This is a genomic window from Collinsella sp. AF11-11, from assembly GCF_003465485.1.
GTDB lineage: Bacteria > Actinomycetota > Coriobacteriia > Coriobacteriales > Coriobacteriaceae > Collinsella.
On record NZ_QSAS01000003.1, the window covers coordinates 148,581 to 171,297 of the forward strand.

Consider the following 22,717-nt stretch of genomic DNA (forward strand, 5'->3'; position numbering starts at 1 on the left):
AGCTCATGTGGGGTGCGTGTATGTGCTTGCAAATCCCGAATTCTTGTCTAAGATATGGATTTGCCCTCGACTACACCGAAGAAGTTGGTCTCACGGACTTCACCTGCCCGCGTCGATGGCGTATTATGTTCAACTGTTTGTTTGTAGTTGCAGCCTAAAGCTGCTTGGTTGGAGGAGTTTCCTTTGGCAGTCAAGATTCGCCTTGCTCGTCACGGCGCTAAGAAGCGTCCGTACTACCGTGTCGTCGTCGCCGATTCCCGCGCCCCGCGTGACGGTCGTATCATCGAGGAGGTTGGCCGCTACAACCCGATGACCGCCCCCAAGACCATCAACCTCGACCTCGAGAAGATCGCCGACTGGCAGTCCAAGGGCGCTCAGCTCACCGACGCCGTCGCCGCTCTGGTCAAGGCCGCCAACGAGGGCGAGAAGACCGAGACCGTCGTCAAGAAGTCCAAGAAGCAGCTCGCCAAAGAGGCCGAGGCCGCTAAGGCTGCCGCTGAGGCCGCTGAGGGCGCCGAGGAGTAAATCGTGCCTGAGGTTGACGCTGCACAGCTCGAGGGTGAGGCAATGCTCTCAGATCGCATCGCCGATCTCGTCGAATATCTCGTTGTTCAGATCGTCGACGACCCGGATTCCGTGAGCCTTGAGGTCATCGATGGTGACGACGCCTCTACGATCGAGGTTTCTGTCGCCGAGGATGACGTCGCTAAGGTCATCGGCCGTCGTGGCCGTACCATCAAGGCCATTCGCACGCTCGCCCGTGCACTGGCCGCTCGCCTCGACACTGCTGTCGAGGTAGAGGTTCTGGGCTAGGACCTTGAGGTCCCAGTACAAAAACATCGCCCGTGTGGTCAAGCCGCACGGAAGGAAGGGGGAGGTCCTCGCGCAGCCGCTGCGGGGGCTTCCTTCTGTATTAGAGCCGGGTATGCGTGTCGCCCTGACGCCGCCGGCGCTCAAGCGCGACCGCTTTTGCACGGTCGTGTCCGTCACCGATACGGGCGATGGCGATCTGGTCTCGTTTGAGGGCATTGACGACTTGACGGCCGCCGAGGGCATCACGGGATGCTATGTGTTGGCAAATCGTGACGATTTTGAGCTCGATTCACTCGACGCCGCCTATACCGACCTGATGGGTCGCGAGGTGGTCGACGAGCGCTTCGGTTCACTCGGCACGATCGTCGAGATCATGTCGACGCCCGCTAACGATGTTTGGGTTGTCGAGGGTGATCGGTACGGCGAGGTACTGATTCCCGTGATCGAGCAGGTTGTGCTCGATCTTCCCGACACAGGAACAATTTCCGTCCACGTTATGGACGGCCTGATCGATATGGACAAGTAGGGAGGACAACATGCTGATTGAGACCCTTTCGGTCTTTCCCGAGATGTTTGAGCCCGTCATGTCCACATCGATTTTGGGTCGCGCCCGCAAGGCCGGCCTTTTTGATTTTAAGGCGTATAACCTGCGCGACTGGACGCACGACCGCCATCGTACCGTCGATGACGAGCCGTACGGCGGCGGGCAGGGCATGCTCATGAAGGTCGAGCCTATTGCCGAGGCCATCGAGGCTATTAGCTCCGAGGGTCCTAAGCCCACCGTGGTGTTTTTTACCCCCTGTGGCGAACCCTTTACACAGCATGTGGCCGAGCGCCTGCTCAAAAGCGAGCGCTTGCTGTTTGTGTGCAGCCGTTACGAGGGTGTCGACGAGCGTGCCTATGCGCATGCCGACGAGCGCCTGTCGATCGGCGATTACGTGCTCACGGGCGGCGAGCTTCCCGCTATGGTCGTTGCCGATGCCGTCGTACGCCTGATTCCCGGCGCCCTTGGTGACGAGATGAGCAACGTCGACGAGTCGTTCTCGACCGCCGAGGACGGAGGCCTGCTCGAGTATGCGCAGTACACTCGCCCTGCTGAATTCAACGGCGAGGGCGTGCCGCCGGTGCTCGTGAGCGGTGACCATGCCAAGGTTGACGCCTGGCGCCGTAAGAATGCCATCGAGCGCACCTGCCGCTGGCGTCCCGACCTGATCGAGACGGCACGGCTTACGCCCCAGGAGCGCGCATACGCGCAGGAGATTCTGGACGCTTCGTATTCGCAGAGCGAGGAGTGAGAATGGTTCCATCGCAGCATTCCGCGTTGAGGGGCGCTTTTGAGTGGGTCGCGGTCATCGCGATCGCGCTCGTGGCCACCTTCCTGATCCGCACCTTTGTGGTCGAGCCCTTTGTGGTACCCACCGGCTCCATGGAGGACACGATCGAGATTGGCGACCAGATCCTGGCACAAAAGGTGAGCCTCGAGCTCGGTCAGCCCGTCAAACAGGGTGATATCGTGGTGTTCCATAACCCCGATGCCACGTCCGAGCATGACGTGCTGGTAAAGCGCGTCATCGCCACGGCCGGTCAGACGGTCGACCTTCAGGACGGCAAGGTCGTCGTCGACGGCAAGGCGCTCGATGAGGACTATACGACCGGCATGAGCTGGCCGCTTTCGGTCCAGGCGCCCGCCGCCCAGGTGAGCTATCCCTACACCGTCCCCGACGGCTGCGTGTGGGTGATGGGCGACAACCGCGAGAACTCAGCCGACTCACGCTACTTTGGTCCCGTTGATCGCTCTGATTTGATCGCCGTGGCGCTCGTGCGTTACTGGCCGCTTAACCGTCTGGGCGCTATCGACTAAAAAACGCTATAGTACAGTACCTAACCGTGTAATCGTTTCGACGAGGGGATATTAGAGGCATGAACGCTTCATCGCTTTCCTTCCAAGACATCATCCTGCGCCTCCAGCAGTACTGGGGCGAGCAGGGCTGCGTCATTATGCAGCCCTATGACTCCGAGGTCGGTGCCGGTACCTTCCACACCGCGACCACGCTGCGCTCGCTCGGTCCCGCCGAGTGGCGCACCTGCTATGCGCAGCCCTGCCGCCGTCCCGCCGACGGCCGCTACGGCGAGAATCCCAACCGCATGCAGCACTACTATCAGTTCCAGGTGCTCATCAAGCCCTCGCCGGTCAACGCCCAGGAGCTTTATCTGGGGTCTCTTGCCGCCATTGGCTTGGACCCCAACGACCATGACGTTCGTTTTGTCGAGGACGACTGGGAGAGCCCGACGCTCGGCGCCTGGGGCCTTGGCTGGGAGGTCTGGCTCAACGGCATGGAGGTTACGCAGTTCACGTACTTCCAGCAGGTGGGCGGTATCGAGGTCGACCCCGTGCCCGTCGAGATCACCTATGGCCTGGAGCGTATCGCTATGTACGCCCAGGGCGTCAACTCGGTCTACGATCTGGTGTGGAGCTACCTGCCCGATGGCACGCCCATGACCTACGGCGACGTGTTCCTCGAGAACGAGCGCGAGTTCAGTGCCTATAACTTTGAGGTCGCTAACGTCGAGATGATGCGTCAGAAGTTTGACGACTACGAGGCCGAGTGCCATTCCTGCCTGGAGCGCAAGCTGCCGTTGCCGGCCTACGACTGCGTCATGAAGTGCAGTCACGCCTTTAACCTGCTCGATGCCCGCGGCGCCCTGTCCGCGGTCGAGCGTGCCAACTACATCCTGCGCGTCCGCGCCGTCGCCAAGGCGTGCTGCGAGGCCTACATGGCCGAGGTCGCCGGAGTGAACGAGAATGCCGACCAGGAAGGCGAGGTGGCGTAAGCCATGGCAGACGCTAAGGATTTCCTGTTTGAGATCGGTACGGAGGAAATGCCCTCTGCACCGCTGAATAATGCCGTCAAGCAGCTTGGCACCATGATCGCCAAGGGCCTCGATGAGGCCGGTCTGGCCCATGGCGAGGTCCGCGTGATCTCGAGCCCGCGTCGCCTGGCTGCGCTCGTTGCCGACGTTGCCACCGCGACCGATGAGGTTCACGAGGTCAAGCGTGGCCCTGCGGCCAACATCGCCTTCGACGCTGACGGTAACGCCACCAAGGCCGCCCAGGGCTTCGCCCGCAAGTGCGGTGTGGCTGCCGAGGATCTGGTCCGTCGCGAGGACACCGACGGCCGCGAGTACGTCTTTGCTGAGAAGAATATTCCTTCCGCACCGGCTACGCCGATTCTGACCGCTCTGTGCGAGAAGACCATCGCCGGCCTGCAGTGGCCCAACTACCGCTCTCAGCGCTGGGGCCACGAGCACGCCACCTTCGTGCGCCCGGTCCGTTGGATCTGCTGCCTTCTGGGCGAGGACGTTGTGCCCGTGTCGTTTGCCGACGTGACGAGCGGCAATACCACGCGCGGCCATCGCGTGCTTGGCCCCGGTGACCACGTTGTCGCTAGCCCCGCCGCCTACGAGCAAGTGCTCGAGGACGCCGGCGTCCTCTCTGCCGAGCGTCGTCGCGAGGCGATTCTCGCCGGTATCGCCGAGGTCGAGGCTGCCCGTCCCGGCTGCCATGTCGATACGCCCAAGAAGGTCTTCGAGGAGGTTATCAACCTCTGCGAGTGGCCGACGGTGCTCGTCGGTACCTTCGATGAGGAGTTCCTCAAGGTCCCGCACGAGATCATCTGCGAGTCCATGCTCACCAACCAGCGCTACTTCCCGATCTATGACGGCGAGGGCAAGCTCACGCGTGAGTTCGTGGTCGTTTCCAACAGCAAGCCCGAGAATGCCGAGCGTGTGATCGACGGCAACGAGCGTGTCGTACGCGCCCGCCTGGACGACGCCAAGTTCTTCTACGAGGAGGATCTGAAGATCTCCCTCGACGAGTTCCGTGAGCGCTTGGCCAAGGTTGCTTTCCAGGAGAAGCTTGGCAGCGTGCTCGCCAAGTCCGAGCGTATTGAGCAGCTCGCGCTCGTCATCGCTCGCGAGGCCCATCTGGGTGCCCACCTTGCCGCCGATGCCGGCCGTGCCGCGCACCTGTGCAAGGCAGACCTGGTGTCCAACGCCGTCGTCGAGTTCACGAGCCAGCAGGGCGTGATGGGCGGTTACTACGCCACCGCGATGGGGGAGAACGACGAGGTCGCCCATGCCATCCGCGATCACTATCGTCCCCGCTTTGCCGGTGACGAGCTGCCCGAGGGCACCGCTGGCTGCATCGTGGCCTGCGCCGACAAGCTCGATACCATCGCCGGTATCTTTGCCATCGGCGAGCCCCCGACCGGCTCCTCCGACCCCTACGCGCTGCGTCGTGCCGCTATCGGCATCATCAACATCCTGCGCGACCGCCTGCCGATTGACCCCACGTCGCTCATCGACTTTGCCCTCCAGCTCTATAGCGAGCAGGGCATTGCGTTCGACGCCGCCGAGGTCGCCCAGCAGGTTCGTGACTTCTTCCATGGCCGCCTGGTGAGCATGGCCCGCGACGAAAAGATCCCGGCCGATACCGTTGCCGCCGTCTCCGCGGTGCACATTATCGCCCCGTCCGTCTTCTTCGCCCGCTGCGCCGCCCTCGACGAGGCCCGCAAGAACGACGCTGAGACGTTCGACAACCTGGCGACCGCCTATGCCCGCGCCGCGCATATCTCCAAGCCCGAGCTGGGTGCGGAGTACGACCGCAGCCTGATGGGCGAGGCCGAGCTCGCGCTCGCCGACGCCTCCGAGGCCGCTCAGACCGCCGTCGATGCCGCCCTTGCTGCCGAGGATTACCCTGCCGCGTTTGCCGCTCTGGCCGCCCTGCGTGCCCCCATCGACCGTTTCTTTGACGAGGTTATGGTCATGGACAAGGACGAGCAGCTTCGCGATAATCGCCTTAAGCTGCTCAACCGCTTTGAGGCCGTTTTCTCCGGCATCGCCAACATTGGTGAGCTTGCCCGCAAAAAGTAAGCTAGCCTGCGCATAAGCGCAAAAGGAGCCCCGCATGGATTGCCCGGTCACTGCTCGTCCCACCGTTATCGTTATCTCCGACTCGCTCGGTGATACCGCTTGTGAGGTGGTGCTTGCGGCGTCCGGGCAATTTGATGAAGGGGCTTTTCGTGTTTTACGCCTGCCTAAGGTGACCTCGGTGGAGCAGGTCAAATCGTTTGTGGGCCCGAGAGTCGATGCCGACCATCGCGATATCGCCGTGTTCCATACCATCGTCGACCCGGCGCTTCGGGCTCGCGTGCTCGACTACTTGGGCATGCTGCACATTCGCTCGGTCGACCTGATCGGCCCGTCGCTCGCGGTGCTGTCGTCGCTTATTGGCGTGCCGCCTAAAGGAGTGGCGGGTGTGATCCATAAGACCGATGACCGGTATTTCCATCGTATCGAGGCCATGGAGTACTTTGTCGAGCACGATGACGGGCGCGGCTGCGATGATCTGTCGGGTGCCGATATCGTTCTGCTGGGCGTGTCGCGCACATCCAAGACGCCGCTGTCGATGTATTTGGCCTATCAGGGTTACAAGGTTGCCAATGTTCCGTTGGCCCATGGCATGAAGCCGCCTAAGTCGATTTACGAGGTCGACCCGATGCGTCTGTTCGGCCTGATTTCGACCGTCGGCGTCATCTCCGAGATTCGCGATAGCCGCCTGGGCGACGACTATGCCCGCGCCGTTGCCGGCTCCTATGCCGAGCCCGAGAGTGTACGCAGTGAGCTCGAGGAGGCTCGTGCCCTCATGAAACGTCTGGGTTGCTTTGTGGTGCGTACCGACGGCAAGGCGATCGAGGAGAGTGCCTCCGAGATCATCGCTCATCTCGAAGTGATTCAAGAGGCAAGAGCCCGCCGCGCCGCCCGCCGCGCTCAACAGCAGTAGTCCTTTCTGGGATATTTTTTCGGGGACGGGGATTAATAAATCATCCAAGATGACAAGGTAACTAAAATTGCCCGGTCTCAAATTGACTGGTCTTGGTAAAGCGATTTAGCAAGAAACTTGCATTTAACTTGCGAATTTATTCTAGTGGTATCTTCATAAGGTAACCACCTTTACCTACCGTTTACCGCAAGTTTTAGCACGTTTACCAAACCGCGTATCCTCTGCTTAAGCCCGTTCAAATCCCGCCGTATAGTTCCCTCACGGCCCGCATCCGGCGGGTCGATTCGTTACCACGGTCGTGCGCGAGAGCGCATGGAAGGGGAAGTATCGTGAGCGATTGCAAGAGGGTTTACCGTTTTGGAACCGATGCCCAGGGCACTTGTGTCACCGAGGGCGACAAGTCCATGAACTTCGTGCTTGGCGGCAAAGGCGCTAACCTTGCCGAGATGAGTCGTATCGGCCTGCCGGTTCCCGGTGGCTTTACCATTACCTGCCAGACCTGCGTTGAGTACTCTGGTGCCGGCAACGTGTGGCCGGAGGGCGCACTCGATGAGATTGTTGCCGCCGAGGCCGATCTCGAGGCCCGCTGCGGCAAGAAGCTCGGCGACGCCCGTGATCCGCTGCTCGTCTCGGTGCGCTCGGGTGCTCCGTTTTCCATGCCCGGCATGATGGACACGGTCCTCAACCTGGGCCTCAACGACGACTCCGTCCAGGGCCTTATCGCCCAGACGCAGAGCCCGCGCTTTGCCTGGGATAGCTACCGCCGCTTTATCCAGATGTTCTCCAATGTCGTCATGGGTGTCGATGCCGACCTGTTCGAGAACGCCCTGACCCAGGCACGCCTGGTCGCCGGCGTTCGCGCCGATTCCGATCTTTCGGCCGAGGACCTGCAGGAGCTCGTCGAGACCTTCAAGGGCATATTCTCCGACAACGTCGAGGCCGCCCTGTACCCCGAGCTCGAGGTCGCGGACGGCAAGCCCATCTTCCCGCACGATCCGGAGCTTCAGCTGCGCCTTGCCATCCAGGCCGTCTTTGGCAGCTGGATGAACGAGCGCGCCTGCATCTACCGCAAGCAGCATGGCATTTCCGATGACCTTGGAACCGCCGTCAACGTCCAGGCTATGGCCTTTGGCAATAAGGGCGAGACCTCGGCGACCGGCGTCGCCTTTACGCGCAACCCGGCCGACGGCACCAAAGAGTTCTACGGCGACTTTCTGGTCAATGCCCAGGGCGAGGACGTCGTCGCCGGCATCCGCAACACCGAGCCCATCGCCGACCTCAAGACCACCCCGGGCCTCGAGTCCGCAGGTGAGGAGCTTGAGCGTGTCTTCCTGAAGCTTGAGGATCACTACCGCGACATGTGCGACATCGAGTTTACCATCGAGCAGGGCAAGCTCTGGATGCTCCAGACCCGCGTGGGCAAGCGTACCGCAACCGCCGCTCTGCGCATCGCTATCGAGATGGTCGAGGAAGGCCTCATCACCCGTGAGGAGGCCGTGAGCCGCATCGACCCCGCGCAGCTCGACCAGCTCCTGCACCCGCAGTTCGACTCCTCTAAGAAGTACGAGGCGCTCGCACGCGGCCTTAACGCCAGCCCCGGTGCCGCCGTGGGTGAGGTCGTGTTCTCGAGCGATGACGCCGTCGCGCGTTCTGCCGAGGGCCATAAGGTCATTCTGGTCCGCTGGGAGACCAACCCCGATGACCTGAAGGGTATGGTCGCCGCCGAGGGTATCTTGACGAGCCATGGTGGCAAGACGAGCCACGCCGCCGTTATCGCCCGTGGCATGGGTACCCCCTGCGTCTGTGGTGTCGAGCGTTTCCATATCGACGCGGCCGAGAAGGTCGTGCGCATCGAGGGCAGCGACCGCGTGCTGCGCGAGGGCGATGTCATCTCCATCGACGGCACCCAGGGTATCGTCGTCGACGGCGCGGTTGACCTGGTCTCTGCAGAGCTCACCGGCGACCTGGACACCATCCTGTCTTGGGCCGATGAGATCCGTTTGGACGAGACCGACGGTCACGCCAACCACGTGCGCGTCAACGCCGACAACCCCGAGGATGCCGAGCTCGCGCTCGAGTTTGGCGCCGAGGCCATCGGTCTATGCCGCACCGAGCACATGTTCCTGGGCGATCGCAAGAACATCATCCAGAGCTTTATCCTGTCTGACGATGAGGCCGTGAAGCAGCAGGCCCTGGCCGACTTGCTCAAGGTTCAGACCGAGGACTTCCTGGCGATGTTCAAGACCATGTCCGGTCGCGATGTGGTCGTCCGCCTGCTCGATCCGCCGCTTCATGAGTTCCTTGATAATCCTCGCGAGCTCGAGGTCGCCATCACCAAGAAGGAGGCCGCCGGCGCTCCCGAGGAGGAGCTCACTGCCCTGCGCGCCCGCCTGCGTCGCATCGACGGCATGGTCGAGTCCAACCCCATGCTGGGCTTGCGCGGCGTGCGCCTGTCCGTCGTCTTTGGCGATCTGCCGCTCATGCAGGTTCGCGCCGTCGCCACGGCCGCTGCCCGCCTTATCAAGGAGGGTGTCGACCCGCGCCCCGAGATCATGGTTCCGCTCGTTTCCATCACGGCCGAGCATGTCCAGACCCGCGAGGTCATTGAGCGCGTAATCGCCGAGGTTTCCGCCGAAGAGGGCGTCGGGCTCAATATTCCCGTGGGCACGATGCTCGAGCTGCCGCGTGCCTGCATGGTCGCTGACGAGATCGCCCATCATGCCGACTTCTTCTGCTTTGGCACCAACGACCTCACCCAGACGACCTTTGGCTTCTCGCGCGATGACGCCGAGGCCAAGTTCATCCCGCTGTACATGCATAAAAAGATCCTGAAAGACAACCCCTTCGAGACCATCGACGCGGCGGTGCTGGAGTTCGTGCGCCTGGCCGTCGAGAAGGGCCGCGCCACCAATCCCGACATGCACTTTGGCGTGTGCGGCGAGCACGGCGGCGACCCCAAGTCCATCAAGGGCCTGTTTAACGTGGCCGACGTGGACTACGTGTCCTGCTCGCCCTATCGCGTGCCCCTCGCGCGCCTGGCTGCCGCTCAGGCCAAGCTCGAGGCCAAGCGCAACGCCTAACGTTTTGGGTGTAGACGCCTAGTGTAGCCCCCCTCATGCCGCCCGTCTCATTCGCGAGGCGGGCGGTTATCATGTGCGGGTTTTGTCTTTTTGTCTGCGTAAAAAATTGTTCTTGCAGCAGAAACCCGCGCGTGTATACTCGAATACGTTTGTTCAACTACGTGCCGGCCAAGATGGTACGGCACCTCTAGAAGAGTAAGGAATTGCACATGGATTACATCCGCGCAATCGAGCGTCAGCAGATCCGCGAGGACATTCCTCAGGTTCGCGTCGCCGACAACGTCAAGGTTCACTACCGCATTAAGGAAGGCGACCGCGAGCGCATTCAGGTCTTCCAGGGCGACGTCATCCGCATGGCCGGCGCCGGTGCCCGCGAGACCTTCACCGTCCGCAAGATGTCCTTCGGTGTCGGTGTTGAGCGTACCTTCCCGCTTCACAGCCCCAAGATCGCCAAGCTCGAGGTCGTTCGTCATGGTCGCGTCCGTCGCGCCAAGCTGTACTACCTCCGCGACAAGGTGGGCAAGGCTGCTCGCATCCCCGAGAAGCGCTAAGAAGATCGCAGCGTCTGTCCACTCGTTTGGACACAAGGGTCACCTTCGGGTGGCCCTTCTTTTTATCTGATTTGCATGCAAGGAGGGCCTGGTATGGCCAATATGACGAGCTCGGTTTCGGCATCGCAGGTTGCCGGTGAGTTGGCGAGCGCTACGTTTGAGGAGATCCCCGCCCTCGTGGAGCATTATCGCGAGGACCCGCGCCAGCAGGTGATCAAGGCTTGCGAGCGTGCTCTTAAGCGCCATGCCAAGGAACTTGCCGAGCGCGAGCGCGTCAATGACATGTACGAGCTTATGCATGAGCTTGGCGGCGATGGGGTAGTCGTTGGTGTCGACGAGGTAGGTCGCGGATCGGTGGCCGGTCCTTTGACGGTATGCGCCGTCTGCCTTCCTATGGAGCCGCGCGTCTGGGGCATCAACGATTCCAAAAAGCTCACGCCGGCGCGCCGCGAGTTGCTCTCAGTGAAGATTGCCGAGGTGGCGACGGCAATTGGTTTTTGCCATATCGCGCCTAAGGATATCGATGAGATGGGCATGGCCCGCGCCATTCGAGCCGCTGTCGCGGGCGCCGTGGCCGATACGGGGCTCGAGCCCGATTGCGTGCTTATGGACGGTAACCCCTTGGGCGCCGTTCCCAACGAGCGCGACGTGGTGAAGGGCGATGCCAAGATCGCCTGTATCGCCGCGGCGTCCATCATGGCCAAGGTCACGCGTGATGAGATGATGGTCGAGTACGATGCCGAGTATCCCGAGTACCATTTGGCCGAATCGAAAGGCTACGCAAGCCCCGAGCACATCGAGGCCATTCGCAAACATGGACTTTGTCCACTGCACCGCGTGAGCTTTTGCGGAAACTTTCTGCAGACTGAGCGCCTTTTCTAGGTCAATTGTGGAGACAGGGACCTCAGGGGTTTTATAAACCTGCTGGTAGCGGGCCGTATGCAACACCATTGCTGCGTACGGCCCGTTTTTTGACGGCATTTGGTCAGCTTTTGGTTTGCTTCCGGTACTTACCCGCATGAAAGGTGCCCTCATCATCGGGGCAATGCAGCGTGCGGGAAAGGAGACCCCATGAGTGCCGCAAGCAAAAAGAGCAAGACGCAGCAGCTCAAGGAGCGTTGGGAAAACGGCGAGCTCGACTGCGGGGCGATGACGCCCGAGTTTATCAAGGGACTCAGTCCCCGCGAGCTGGGCATGCTGGGCGAGCTGATCACCATCGACTACTTTAACGAGCGCGGCTACACCTTGCTGGAGCAGGGTTATCGTTGCACCGAGGGCGAGGCCGATCTGGTGCTGCTCGATGAGCTCGACGATGTCGTGGTGATGGCCGAGGTCAAGACCAGACGCGTTGCACTGGATTGCAGCACGCGGGTCTTTCCCGAGGAGGCCGTGGACGCTCAAAAGCAACGCCGCTACCGCCGCATCGCAAGTTGCTATCTCATGGAGCATTATCCGCTCAAGGCGATTCGCTTCGATGCCGTGGGTGTCACCATTCGTGGCGGGCATATCGCTGAGATCGAGCATCAGTACAACGCGTTCGATTGGCAGGTGTCGTGATGGCGTTCGAGACGTTTGCCGTTCACGCGGCCTGCATCCGTGGCGTCGAGGCGATTCACGTCACGGTCGAGGTCTCGCTTGCCGGTGGTGTTCCGGGCATCCAGATGCTCGGCATTCCGAGTATGGAGGTGATGGAGTCACGCGGTCGTATTCGCTGCGCGATGCGCTCCGCCGGGTTCGAGATCCCACGCTCGGGCATTACGGTCAACCTAGCGCCCGGCGATATTCGCAAGACCGGTAGCGGCTTTGATCTGCCCATCGCCATCGCGGTTCTGGCGGCCGATGGGCAGATTCCCCGTGACAACCTCGATCGCTGCCTTATCGCCGGCGAGCTCGGCTTGGACGGTACGGTGCTTCCCGTCAAGGGCGAGGTGGCGTTTCAGTTATTGGCGCGTGATATGGGGCTGTCCTTTATCGCCGGCAGGTCCGATCAGCATGTGCCGCTTGCGGGCGTGGATTGCGGATTTATCGATCATTTGTCTCAGCTTGCCCATGGCATGGGCGATGCCGCACGGCACTACTTGGATTCTGAAGTGCTCGAGGCGACCTTTGAGCCCGAACTCGACTATGCCGACGTACTGGGGCAGGAGGTCGCCAAGCGCGGCATGGCACTGGCGGTAGCGGGTGAGCTCGGTTTGCTTATGATCGGGTCCCCGGGATCGGGCAAGACGATGCTCGCGCGTCGTATGACCGGCATCCTGCCCGAGCTTTCCGTTGAGGATCAACAGGAGGCGCTGTGCATCCATTCGGTCTTGGGTGAGAACATCGATGGCTTGTTGGCGGGGCACCGGCCCTTCCGCAGTCCCCACCACAGTATTTCGACCGCAGGCCTTATCGGCGGCGGGCGCCCGGTGCACCCGGGTGAGATCAGCCTTGCTCATGGCGGCGTGCTCTTTTTGGACGAGCTTGCCGAGTTTCCCACGGGTGTGCTGCAGACGCTGCGTCAGCCCATCGAACGCGGCTATGTGAGGATCGTGCGCGTCGACGGGGCCTTTACCTTCCCGTCGCGCTTTCAGCTGCTGGCTGCGAGTAACCCTTGCCCCTGCGGCTTTTTGGGCGATCGCGAGGTGCCGTGTCGCTGCTCGGCGGCGATGGTCGAGCGCTATCGGTCTAAACTGTGCGGTCCTTTGGCCGACCGTATCGACATGATGATCGATGTGACCCGTCCCGACCCCCAAGTGATTATCGAGGGTGCGGAGGGTATGTCGTCTGCCGAGTTACGTGACTACGTTGTGCGCGGTCGCGCTTTTCGCGCTTGGCGCGAATCCCGTATGGACGATGCGGATGCCGAGGCCGAGGATGACGAGACACGGTCCATTGACGGCGTCGTTTCGACCTTTGAGCTCGATGATGCGGCAGAGAAGTGTGTGCTCGGCCTGTCGAAGCGCACACATCTCACGGGTCGCGGCATCGTGCGACTGGTGCGTATCGCGCGTACAATCGCCGACGTCGCCGAGAGCGAGCAAGTGACGCAGGACCACGTGCTCGAGGCAGCGATGTACCAGGGAAGGAGGGACCAATGATGGCCGAGGGGACCTACGAGCTGCATCCAGGTGATGCGTTGTATCCCGAGACCGTTTTGGAGCTTTCTGATGTACCCCAGACGCTCTATGTGCGCGGCAACCCCGAGGTGCTTTCGACGCCCGCGCTCTCCATCATCGGCGCGCGCAAGGCCTCGCCGTATGGTCTTGCCGTGGCAGAGCTTGCGGCAAAGGTGGCGGTCGAGGCGGGAGTGACGGTAGTTTCGGGCGGCGCGGTCGGTTGTGACCAGGCCTCGGGTTGGGCTGCGGTCAACGCTGGCGGCAAACACGTCGTGGTGCTGGGGACGGGCGCCGACGTGGTCTATCCGCGCTCGAGCGCGGGGCTTATTACGCGCACGCTCGATACGGGTGGCGCGGTCGTGTCGATCTCCCCGTGGGGCATGGGTCCGCGCAAGTTTGCCTTTCCGCGCCGCAATCGCGTGATCGCGGCCCTGTCGCAAGCCCTCTTTGTATCCGAGGCGGGTATGCCTTCCGGGACGTTTTCTACAGCCGAGGCTGCTATGGATTTGGGGCGAGAACTTCTCGCTGTGCCGGGGTCGATCCTATCGCCCGAGTCGCGTGGCACGAATTACCTCATTGCGAACGGTGCCTGCTGCATCATCGACGAGGAATCTATCGAGATGGCTATCTCACGCATCTACGGCACTCTGCGCTACTCGCGCCCCGATGCTCCCGGCATTGCCGACCTGGATCAAACACAGCAGACCGTGATGCATGCGCTCATCGCCTCTCCGCTCAAGGTCGACGACATCGCGGCGCTCGTCTCGCTCGATGCTGTCGGCGTACTCAAACTCTTGGGTTCGCTTGAACTCGAGGGCCTTATCGAGCGCATGATGGATGGAAGGTATGCGCCCTCCAAGTTTGCCCTTCACGCCCAGACGCCCTTCGGTCACAATGGAAAACGTGTCAATTAGAAAGGTGTTTGCAGATGCAGTTCGATCAGGTGACGGTTATCGGTGGCGGTCTGGCGGGTTCGGAGTGCGCGATTCAGCTGGCAGACCGCGGGTTTGCCGTAAAGCTGCGCGAGATGCGCCCCCAGGTGAGCTCCCCGGCCCACCATACCGATCACCTGGCAGAGCTCGTCTGTTCCAATTCGTTTAAATCGACCCGTCCGGACTCTGCGGCGGGCTTGTTAAAGGCCGAGCTTGAGCGCATGGGTTCAGTCCTGCTCGATTGCGCCCATCGCGCGGCTGTTCCCGCCGGTGGTGCCTTGGCGGTCGACCGCGTCAAGTTTTCCGAGCTTGTCGAGGCCGAGGTTGCCGCCCGTCCCAATATCGAGGTCGTGCACGGCGAGGTCACGCAGATTCCCGAGGGCCACGTGGTCATTGCCGCGGGCCCGCTGTGTTCACCGGCGCTGAGCGAAGAGGTCATGAAGCTCGTCGGTGGCGACGCCCTTGCGTTCTTCGATGCCGCGGCGCCGATCGTCGATGCCTCCACGCTCGATATGGACGTGCTGTTTTCGCAGTCGCGCTACGAGGAGCAGGGGAGCGGCGACTATCTCAACGCTCCGCTCAACAAGGAGGAGTACGAGGCCTTTATCGAGGCACTTACCACGGCCGACCGCGTGGTGCTCAAAGACTTTGAGGGCGGCGATCTGTTTCAGGCCTGCCAACCTGCCGAGGAAGTTGCGCGCACCGGCAAGGACGCCATTCGCTTTGGCGCCATGAAGCCCGTCGGCCTCACCGACCCGCGTACCGGACGTCGCCCTTGGGCGGCGATTCAGCTGCGTGCCGAGAACAAGGAGAAGACCGCCTATAACCTGGTGGGCTTCCAGACCAACCTGACCTTTGGCGAGCAGAAGCGCGTCTTCCATATGGTGCCGGGCCTGGAGAACGCTGAGTTCTTCCGCTACGGTGTCATGCACCGCAATACCTTTGTCGACGCCCCGCACGTGCTCGATGGCACCTTTGCCGTGCCTGGTACCGGCGTGCGCCTGGCCGGTCAGATCACCGGCACCGAGGGGTACATGGAAGCCGTGGCGACCGGTCTGCTCGCGGCGCTCAACACCTATGCCGAGGCTATCGGCGCCGCGGGCGTCGAGTTGCCCCGCGTGGGCGCCCTGGGCGCGCTCGTGGGCTATGCGACCGATCCTGCCACCGTGGGCTACCAGCCCATGCATGTCAACTTTGGCCTGGTGCCGCCACTCGAGGATGGTAAGCGCCGCAGCAAGCGCGACCGCTACCAGGCCTATGCGGACCGTGCGCTCGAGGCCCTTGATGCCTATCTGGCCACTCGCCCCGATCTGTTTGGAGGCGACCGGTCATAGCCTTTGACCTGTACGACACCGTCGACTCGTTTATCGCCTATATCGCACGTGTCGAGGGGCTTTCTCCCAATACGGTGACGGCCTATGGCTCGAGGCTGGAGCGCTTTGCTGCCTGGTGCGAGCGCGAGGATATTGATGCTTTCGCTGCCGACGTGCGCACCATTCGTCGCTATCTTGCCGAGCTTTCGCGTGAGCAGGTGGCTCCCCGAACGCTTGCGGCGCATCTGTCGGCTATCCGATCGCTCTATCGATGGATGGCTGCCGAGGGGGTCGTGGAGGGCGATGCAGTCTCGGCGATCGCATCGCCCAAGCTGCCGCGTGACCTGCCGGGCGTCCTTACGACCAAGCAGGTCGAGGCGCTGCTCAAGACGCCTGATACCTCAACACCCGCGGGACTGCGCGATGCGGCGATGCTCGAGCTGCTCTATGCCTCAGGCGCCCGTATCTCTGAGCTCGCAGCACTCAATGTGGAGTCCATTGCGTGGTCCGAACGCACGCTGCGCCTGTGGGGCAAGGGGAGCAAAGAACGTATCGTCCCTCTGTATCGTCGTGCGCTCGAGGCGACGCGTCTCTATATTGAGGAGGGGAGGCCGGAGTTGCTCGCTCAGGCAAAGCGTCGTGACCCCGCTACCGGGCCGCATCCGCTGCTTATATCGGCGCGCGGTAATCGCATGAGTGCCGCCATGCTCAGGCGGCGGTTTCATATGCTGGCGACGCTCGCCGGCATTCCGGCCGACATCGCCCCGCATGCGATGCGCCATACCTTTGCGACCGACTTGCTCGAGGGCGGCGCGGACCTGCGCTCGGTTCAAGAGCTGCTAGGTCATGCGAGCCTGTCCACGACGCAGATCTACACGCATCTCACACCCGATCGGCTTAAGCGGGCTGTGGCTCAAGCCCATCCCCGCGGCGAATAGTGGCTGGGACGTCCCGCGCCGCGCTCAGGTGTGTGGTTTTGATTGCGGGTTGGCAGGAAGATGCATTCCTGCTATCATTCATTGGGTTGCTTCACGGCAACAGGTTTTTATCACGCACGCGCGGCTACTTCATACCGTGGTGCCCGGGCTTTGGTAGCACATGTCCGGGTTGGTTTTGGAGGATGACCCCGCGCGGAGGCAAACCACAGGAGGTTTAACATGGCTACCAAGATTAATATCCGCACCCTGCTCGAGGCCGGCTGCCACTTCGGTCACCAGACCCGTCGCTGGAACCCCAAGATGAAGCCGTTCATCTTCGGTGAGCGCAACGGCATCTACATCCTCGACCTCAAGCAGACCATCCTCGACGCCGACCAGGCCTACACTTTCGTCAAGAACGTCGCCAAGGGCGGCAACGTGCTGTTCGTCGGCACCAAGAAGCAGGCTCAGGAGGCCGTCAAGAACGCCGCTGAGCGCGCCAACATGCCTTACATCAACCAGCGTTGGCTCGGCGGCATGCTGACCAACTTCGTCACCATCCGCTCCCGCATCAACCGCATGGAGGAGCTTGAGGCCATGGTCGAGGACGGCCGCATGGCAGTGCTCCCCAAGAAGGAGCAGGCTGTTCTCGGCAAGGAGCTCACCAAGCTCCAGACCAACCTCGGTGGCGCCCGCGACATGAAGGGTCTGCCCCAGGCTCTCTTCGTCATCGACACCAAGCGCGAGGAGAACGCCATCAAGGAGGCTCGGCGCCTGAACATCCCCGTCGTCGCTCTGATCGACACCAACTCCGATCCCGACGAGGTCGAGTACGGCATCCCCTGCAACGATGACGCTATCTCTGCTGTCACCCTTATGTGCGAGCTCATGGCTGACGCCTGCCTCGCTGGCTCCGGCAAGGAGCAGGTCTCCGAGGCCGAGATGGCCGCTGAGCCCAAGGCCGAGTAAATCAGTCTTAGTTAATTCTTTTTCATCTCTTTGAAAGGAACCACAATGGCCCAGATTACCGCCGCTATGGTCAAGCAGCTCCGCGAGATGACCGACTCCCCGATGATGGAGTGCAAGAAGGCTCTCGTCGAGGCTGACGGCGACATGGACGCCGCTGTCGACGTTCTGCGCAAGAACGGCCTCGCCAAGGCTGCTAAGAAGGCTGGCCGCGAGACCAACGAGGGCGCTGTAGCCGCGTTCGTCTCCGAGGATGGCAAGACCGGCGCTCTGCTTGAGCTCTCCTGCGAGACCGACTTCGTTGGCTCCAACGCCAAGTTCACCGGCTTTGCTTCCAAGGTCGCCGAGGTTGTCGCCACCACCGAGCCGGCCGATGTCGATGCTCTGCTCGAGAAGCCGATGGGCGAGGAGACCGTTTCCTCCGAGCTCACCGAGATGATTCACATCATGGGCGAGAACATGAAGATCTCCCGCTTCGCTGCCCGCAAGGCCGAGAACGGCGCGCTCGCTTCTTACATCCACATGGGTGGTAAGATCGGCGTCCTCGTCGAGCTTGCTTTCGAGAAGGCCGAGACCGCTCAGGCTGAGTCCTTCAAGACCTTCGCTCACGACGTTGCCCTTCAGGTTGCCGCCGTCGCCCCGATCTGCGCTACCCGCGATCAGGTTCCGGCCGAGACCGTCGAGCACGAGAAGCAGATCTACATGGCTCAGGCTGCCGAGTCCGGCAAGCCCGAGGCTATCCAGGAGAAGATGGCTGTCGGCCGTCTGGAGAAGTTCTACAAGCAGTCCGTGCTCACCGAGCAGGAGTTCATCAAGGACAGCTCCCTCACCATCAAGAAGTACGCTGAGCAGGTCTCCAAGGAGCTCGGCGACACCATTACCGTCGTTGCCTTTGACCGTCTGGTCCGTGGCGAGTAAATAAGCTCTTGTAGCTGGTAATGAGCAGGCTGTGGGTTTTACTCACAGCCTGCTTTTTCATGGCTCTTATCAGAGCCTTTGATATCATATTGAGAGTCTAATTAAAGGAGGATCGCTTTGTCCGACATCCGATATAAACGCGTGCTTCTTAAGCTTTCCGGCGAAGCACTGATGGGCGACGGCCAATATGGCATTGACCCCAAGGTTACCGACCATCTTGCCAAGCAGGTCAAGGAGCTGCTCGCCGTTGGCCATGAGGTCGGCGTCGTTGTCGGCGGCGGCAATATTTTCCGCGGCATGGCAGGCGCTGCCGGTGGCATGGAGCGTGCTCAGGCCGACTACATGGGCATGCTGGCAACCGTTATGAACGCGCTCGCCCTGCAGGATGCCTTCGAGCATAACGATGTTCCCTGCCGCGTGATGAGCGCTATCCAGATGAACGAGATCTGCGAGCCCTATATTCGCCGTCGCGCTATCAACCACCTTTCCAAGGGCAACGTTGTTATTTTTGCCGCCGGTTTGGGTAATCCGTACTTTACGACCGACACCGCCGCGGCTCTTCGTGCGTGCGAGATCGGCGCCGAGATTCTGATTAAAGCCACCAAGGTTGACGGCATCTACGACAAGGATCCCGTCAAGTGCGCCGATGCCGTCCGTTTTGACAAGATTACCTATCACGAGGTTCTCGTTCGCGGCCTGCAGGTTATGGATTCCACGGCTACGGCTCTGTGCCAGGATAACCGTATGCCTATTTTGGTCCTCAACATCGATGGCGAGGACACCGTCAAGCGCGCGCTCGCGGGTGAGCCCGTCGGCACGCTCGTCTATCAGGAGGATTAAGCATGGCAGAGAACATCACCGCCCATATGGACAAGTCGCTCGAGTCCCTCAAGCATAACTTCTCCAAGGTTCGTACCGGCCGCGCCAATGCCAACATTCTGTCCGACATCACCGTCGATTATTACGGTGTTCCCACGCCGGTCACGCAGGTTGCCGCCGTCAAGACCCCCGAGGCCCACATGCTGCTCATCGAGCCGTGGGACAAGGCGCTCATCAATGCTATCGTCAAGGCCATCGGCGCTTCCGATCTGGGTATTACCCCCAACTCCGATGGCACCGTCGTTCGTCTTCCGTTCCCGGCTCCCACTGAGGAGCGCCGTCGCGAGCTCGTCAAGGAGTGCCGCGAGTACGCCGAGCAGGCCAAGGTGTCTATCCGTAACATCCGTCGCGACTTTAACAACAAGCTCGAGCGCGATGAGGAGCTCACCGAGGACGATGTCCGTCGCGAGCAGGCCAAGGTCCAGAAGCACACCGATGAGTATGTCGCCAAGGTCGAGGAGCTTCTGAAGGAAAAAGAAGCCGAGGTCATGGAGATCTAAGGTGCAATACGACGAGCATAAACTGGTCGAGTACTTTGCCGACGCCCCTGCGGGCGTCGGTTTTTCCGACCTTGACCTCAATAACATTCCGCACCATATCTCGTGCATCATGGACGGCAACGGTCGTTGGGCCACGTCGCGCGGTCTTGCGCGCACTGAGGGCCACAAGGCGGGTATCGTCTCCCTTCGCGAGATCATTACCGCCTGCGTGCGCCTGGGCGTCGACGTGCTTTCTGCCTATGCGTTTTCTACCGAAAACTGGAACCGTCCGCAGCATGAGGTAAACGTCTTGATGCATCTGTTTGCCAAGACGTTTATCGACGAGCTGCCGCTTCTGAAGCGCGAAAATGTGCGCGTTGTCTTTTTGGGTGACATTTCCGCGCTGCCCAAGAAGACCCGCGACGTTTTTGAACGCGGTCTTGCCGAGTGCGCCGATCACACCGGTATGACGCTGGCGCTTGCCGTCAACTACGGCGCGCGTGCCGAGATTACCCGCGCTGTCCGTCAAATCGCACTTGACACTGCCGCCGGTAAGATCGATCCTGCCGCAATTGATGACGACATGGTGGCTTCCCACCTCTATACCGCCGGCCTTCCCGATCCTGAGCTTGTGATTCGCACTTCTGGTGAGCTGCGCCTTTCGAACTATCTGCTGTGGCAGGTGGCTTATTCCGAATTCTACGTCACCGATACCTATTGGCCCGACTTTGATCGTTGGGGCCTTGTCGACGCCATTTTGGCCTATCAGGGCCGTGACCGTAGGTTTGGTGGACTGAGCAAGACCGAGGAGGCTTAATCGTGTCCGATCGTCCCAAGGCATCTGCTCCCAAGACGCCAGTTTCCGCGGCGCCTGCGCGCAAGGCTGCCGCTGCGGGAGCACCTGCAGCAAAGAGCGGCACCGGTTCGTGGCTGGCGGGCTTTATTACCCGTGCCGCCGCCGGTATCGTCTACGCCGTTGTCTTTATCCTGTGCCTGGTTTTGGGTATCGTGCCCACGGCCATCTTTGTTTCTGTCATGAGCGGTCTGTGCTGCTATGAGTTTTTCCGTATGACAAGGCTCGATGGCAAGATGGCTAACGAGCGCATGGGTATCGCTGCCGCCGTACTCTTTCCGCTGTCGGCGTTGGGCGATTCGATGTTGCTGAATGCCCTGCTTTTTGCCTTGATGCTCGCTGTGGGCATTTGGTATGTCTGGTCGCCGCGTACCCGCATCTCTGATGTGGCCGTGACGCTCATGGGTCCCATCTACACTGGCTTTATGCTGTCGGCTATCGTGCTGCTGCGCGATGCCGTGCCCGGTTTTGCCGGCGCCCTGCTTTCAGTGGGCGTTTGCGCGTCCCTTTGGGTCTCCGATTCGTTTGCCTACATCGTGGGCAGCCGTATCGGCAAGCACAAGATGGTTCCCAAGATCTCTCCCAAAAAGAGCTGGGAGGGGTTTGCCGGCGGCATCTTGGGCTCGGTTTTGATTTGGCTCATCCTGTGGGCGACGCACTTCTACAAGCTCAGCCTGCCCTATGCGCTGCTGTGCGGCGTGGTCGTGTCCATTCTGGGCGTTATCGGCGACCTTATCGAGTCGCGCATCAAGCGCGGTGTGGGCGTCAAGGATTCCGGCAACCTTATCCCGGGCCACGGCGGAATGCTCGATCGTAGCGATTCGCTTATCTTCGGCTGCATCACCGCGCAGCTGTTGCTGATGATCGGAGGCGTGCTGTAATGTCCTTCCAGACGACGTATGGCCCCGATGGACGCCTTCGCGTTGCCATCCTGGGTTGTACGGGCTCTATCGGCACCCAGGCGCTCGATGTGTGCCGCCAGCATGCCGATCGCCTGCAGGTGACGGCGCTGTCCGTTAACTCCAGTACCTCCGAGCTCGTTGCCGCTGCCCGCGAGTTCTCGGTTCCGGCGGTTGCCGTGGCCGATGTCGATCATGGCGATGACGCCGTGCTGCAGGAGTTGCCCGAGGGAACGAAGCTCGGCGTTGGCGCGCAGGCGGTTTGCGAGCTCGCGCATCGCGACGATGTCGACTGCGTGCTTGTCGCTATTGTGGGCGCCGCCGGTCTCGAGGCGAGCCATGCGGCCTTGACCTCGAATAAGCGCCTTGCCCTTGCCAACAAGGAGTCCCTCGTCGTCGGTGGCGACTTGCTTATGCCGTTGGCACAGCCGGGCCAGCTTATTCCGGTCGACTCTGAGCATTCCGCCATCTACCAGTGCTATCTGGGGGAGAACCCGCGCGAGGCCCACTGCATTTGGCTCACCTGCTCGGGCGGTCCGTTCTTTGGCCGCACGCGCGACGAGCTCGATCGCGTGACGCGTGCCGATGCCCTCGCGCATCCCACGTGGGCCATGGGTGCCAAGATCACCATTGACTCCGCCACCCTCATGAACAAGGGCCTGGAGCGCATTGAGGCCATGCATCTGTTTAACTGCGACCTCGATTTCATTAACGTGGTCGTGCAGCGTCAGTCCAAGATTCACTCTATGGTCGAGTTCGCCGACGGCTCCGTGATGGCGCATCTCGGTGCATCCGACATGCGTATTCCCATCCAGTTCGCGTTCTCGTATCCCGAGCGTTGGGATACTCCGGCGCCTCGTATCGATTTCCGCGAGCTGGGGCAGCTCACGTTTGATGCTGCCGACATGGATACCTTCCGCTGTCTGGCACTGGCCGAGCGTGCCGGCAAGACGGGTGGCACCATGCCGTGCGTGCTCAATGCCGCCAACGAGGTCGCCGTCGATGCCTTCCTGCACGATGGCTGCAGCTTTACCGATATCGATCGCATTGTGGAATCCTGCATGGACGCCCACGATATGCAGGTGGTCGATTCGTTTGAGCAGCTTCGCGACATCGATGCGTGGGCGCGTGAAAAGGCTGCGCAGGTGCTCGCCGCAACCCGTTCCTAACCCATAAG

Annotated in this window: 23 protein-coding genes; all 23 read left to right on the forward strand. The window is 61.4% G+C overall.

Going from position 1 to position 22,717, the window contains the following annotated elements; all coding sequences use genetic code 11:
- Positions 1-183: 183 nt before the first annotated feature.
- The 23 genes from rpsP (at position 184) to dxr (ending at position 22,709) form a co-directional block, all read left to right on the forward strand.
- Positions 184-525 carry a 30S ribosomal protein S16 gene (gene rpsP / locus DWV58_RS03515; protein ID WP_022094749.1) on the forward strand — a complete coding sequence of 114 codons (342 nt, stop codon included), beginning with the start codon at positions 184-186 and terminating at the stop codon, positions 523-525.
- Positions 526-567: 42 nt separating this feature from the next.
- On the forward strand, positions 568-813 hold the full coding sequence (locus tag DWV58_RS03520) for a KH domain-containing protein (RefSeq protein ID WP_171021534.1): 246 nt from the start codon (positions 568-570) through the stop codon (positions 811-813).
- Positions 814-847: 34 nt separating this feature from the next.
- Complete coding sequence (gene rimM / locus DWV58_RS03525; RefSeq protein WP_226812527.1) at positions 848-1,339, forward strand: ribosome maturation factor RimM; 492 nt, start codon at positions 848-850, stop codon at positions 1,337-1,339.
- 10 nt (positions 1,340-1,349) lie between these two features.
- Positions 1,350-2,108 (forward strand): tRNA (guanosine(37)-N1)-methyltransferase TrmD, encoded by a 759-nt coding sequence (gene trmD / locus DWV58_RS03530; RefSeq protein WP_117776208.1) that lies wholly within the window; start codon positions 1,350-1,352, stop codon positions 2,106-2,108.
- Between the two features lie 2 nt (positions 2,109-2,110).
- Positions 2,111-2,674 (forward strand): signal peptidase I, encoded by a 564-nt coding sequence (gene lepB, locus DWV58_RS03535; protein ID WP_117776209.1) that lies wholly within the window; start codon positions 2,111-2,113, stop codon positions 2,672-2,674.
- Between the two features lie 59 nt (positions 2,675-2,733).
- On the forward strand, positions 2,734-3,645 hold the full coding sequence (locus tag DWV58_RS03540; RefSeq protein ID WP_006236091.1) for a glycine--tRNA ligase subunit alpha: 912 nt from the start codon (positions 2,734-2,736) through the stop codon (positions 3,643-3,645).
- A 3-nt stretch (positions 3,646-3,648) separates the two neighbouring features.
- Positions 3,649-5,745 (forward strand): glycine--tRNA ligase subunit beta, encoded by a 2,097-nt coding sequence (gene glyS, locus DWV58_RS03545; RefSeq protein WP_117776210.1) that lies wholly within the window; start codon positions 3,649-3,651, stop codon positions 5,743-5,745.
- 34 nt (positions 5,746-5,779) lie between these two features.
- Positions 5,780-6,655 carry a pyruvate, water dikinase regulatory protein gene (locus DWV58_RS03550; protein ID WP_117776211.1) on the forward strand — a complete coding sequence of 292 codons (876 nt, stop codon included), beginning with the start codon at positions 5,780-5,782 and terminating at the stop codon, positions 6,653-6,655.
- Positions 6,656-6,984: 329 nt separating this feature from the next.
- Complete coding sequence (ppdK, locus tag DWV58_RS03555) at positions 6,985-9,735, forward strand: pyruvate, phosphate dikinase (RefSeq protein WP_117776212.1); 2,751 nt, start codon at positions 6,985-6,987, stop codon at positions 9,733-9,735.
- A 209-nt stretch (positions 9,736-9,944) separates the two neighbouring features.
- Positions 9,945-10,286, forward strand: a complete 342-nt coding sequence (gene rplS, locus DWV58_RS03560; protein ID WP_006236098.1) for a 50S ribosomal protein L19 — start codon at positions 9,945-9,947, stop codon at positions 10,284-10,286.
- A 93-nt stretch (positions 10,287-10,379) separates the two neighbouring features.
- A complete protein-coding gene (locus tag DWV58_RS03565; protein WP_117639929.1) occupies positions 10,380-11,168 on the forward strand; it encodes a ribonuclease HII in 789 nt (262 codons plus the stop codon).
- Positions 11,169-11,357: 189 nt separating this feature from the next.
- Entirely contained in the window at positions 11,358-11,843 is a 486-nt protein-coding gene (locus DWV58_RS03570) for a YraN family protein (RefSeq protein ID WP_035138570.1), read from the forward strand.
- Positions 11,843-13,366 carry a YifB family Mg chelatase-like AAA ATPase gene (locus DWV58_RS03575; protein WP_117776213.1) on the forward strand — a complete coding sequence of 508 codons (1,524 nt, stop codon included), beginning with the start codon at positions 11,843-11,845 and terminating at the stop codon, positions 13,364-13,366. Before DWV58_RS03570 ends, DWV58_RS03575 begins: the two co-directional genes overlap by 1 nt.
- Entirely contained in the window at positions 13,363-14,298 is a 936-nt protein-coding gene (locus DWV58_RS03580) for a DNA-processing protein DprA (RefSeq protein ID WP_370448357.1), read from the forward strand. The genes DWV58_RS03575 and DWV58_RS03580 overlap by 4 nt, the downstream gene beginning before the upstream one ends.
- 14 nt (positions 14,299-14,312) lie before the next feature.
- Positions 14,313-15,650 (forward strand): methylenetetrahydrofolate--tRNA-(uracil(54)-C(5))-methyltransferase (FADH(2)-oxidizing) TrmFO, encoded by a 1,338-nt coding sequence (gene trmFO, locus DWV58_RS03585; RefSeq protein WP_117736673.1) that lies wholly within the window; start codon positions 14,313-14,315, stop codon positions 15,648-15,650.
- A gap of 8 nt (positions 15,651-15,658) precedes the next feature.
- Positions 15,659-16,567: a tyrosine recombinase XerC gene (locus tag DWV58_RS03590; protein ID WP_370448358.1), complete on the forward strand. Its 909-nt coding sequence runs from the start codon at positions 15,659-15,661 to the stop codon at positions 16,565-16,567.
- 219 nt (positions 16,568-16,786) lie between these two features.
- Positions 16,787-17,515, forward strand: a complete 729-nt coding sequence (rpsB, locus tag DWV58_RS03595) for a 30S ribosomal protein S2 (protein ID WP_117776215.1) — start codon at positions 16,787-16,789, stop codon at positions 17,513-17,515.
- A gap of 45 nt (positions 17,516-17,560) precedes the next feature.
- A complete protein-coding gene (tsf, locus tag DWV58_RS03600) occupies positions 17,561-18,430 on the forward strand; it encodes a translation elongation factor Ts (RefSeq protein ID WP_117776216.1) in 870 nt (289 codons plus the stop codon).
- A 117-nt stretch (positions 18,431-18,547) separates the two neighbouring features.
- A complete protein-coding gene (gene pyrH, locus DWV58_RS03605; protein WP_117776217.1) occupies positions 18,548-19,270 on the forward strand; it encodes a UMP kinase in 723 nt (240 codons plus the stop codon).
- A gap of 2 nt (positions 19,271-19,272) precedes the next feature.
- On the forward strand, positions 19,273-19,809 hold the full coding sequence (frr, locus tag DWV58_RS03610; RefSeq protein WP_006236112.1) for a ribosome recycling factor: 537 nt from the start codon (positions 19,273-19,275) through the stop codon (positions 19,807-19,809).
- Between the two features lies 1 nt (position 19,810).
- On the forward strand, positions 19,811-20,605 hold the full coding sequence (locus tag DWV58_RS03615; RefSeq protein ID WP_117776218.1) for an isoprenyl transferase: 795 nt from the start codon (positions 19,811-19,813) through the stop codon (positions 20,603-20,605).
- Positions 20,606-20,607: 2 nt separating this feature from the next.
- Entirely contained in the window at positions 20,608-21,522 is a 915-nt protein-coding gene (locus DWV58_RS03620) for a phosphatidate cytidylyltransferase (RefSeq protein WP_233502990.1), read from the forward strand.
- A complete protein-coding gene (gene dxr, locus DWV58_RS03625; protein WP_117776219.1) occupies positions 21,522-22,709 on the forward strand; it encodes a 1-deoxy-D-xylulose-5-phosphate reductoisomerase in 1,188 nt (395 codons plus the stop codon). The genes DWV58_RS03620 and dxr overlap by 1 nt, the downstream gene beginning before the upstream one ends.
- Positions 22,710-22,717: the final 8 nt, after the last annotated feature.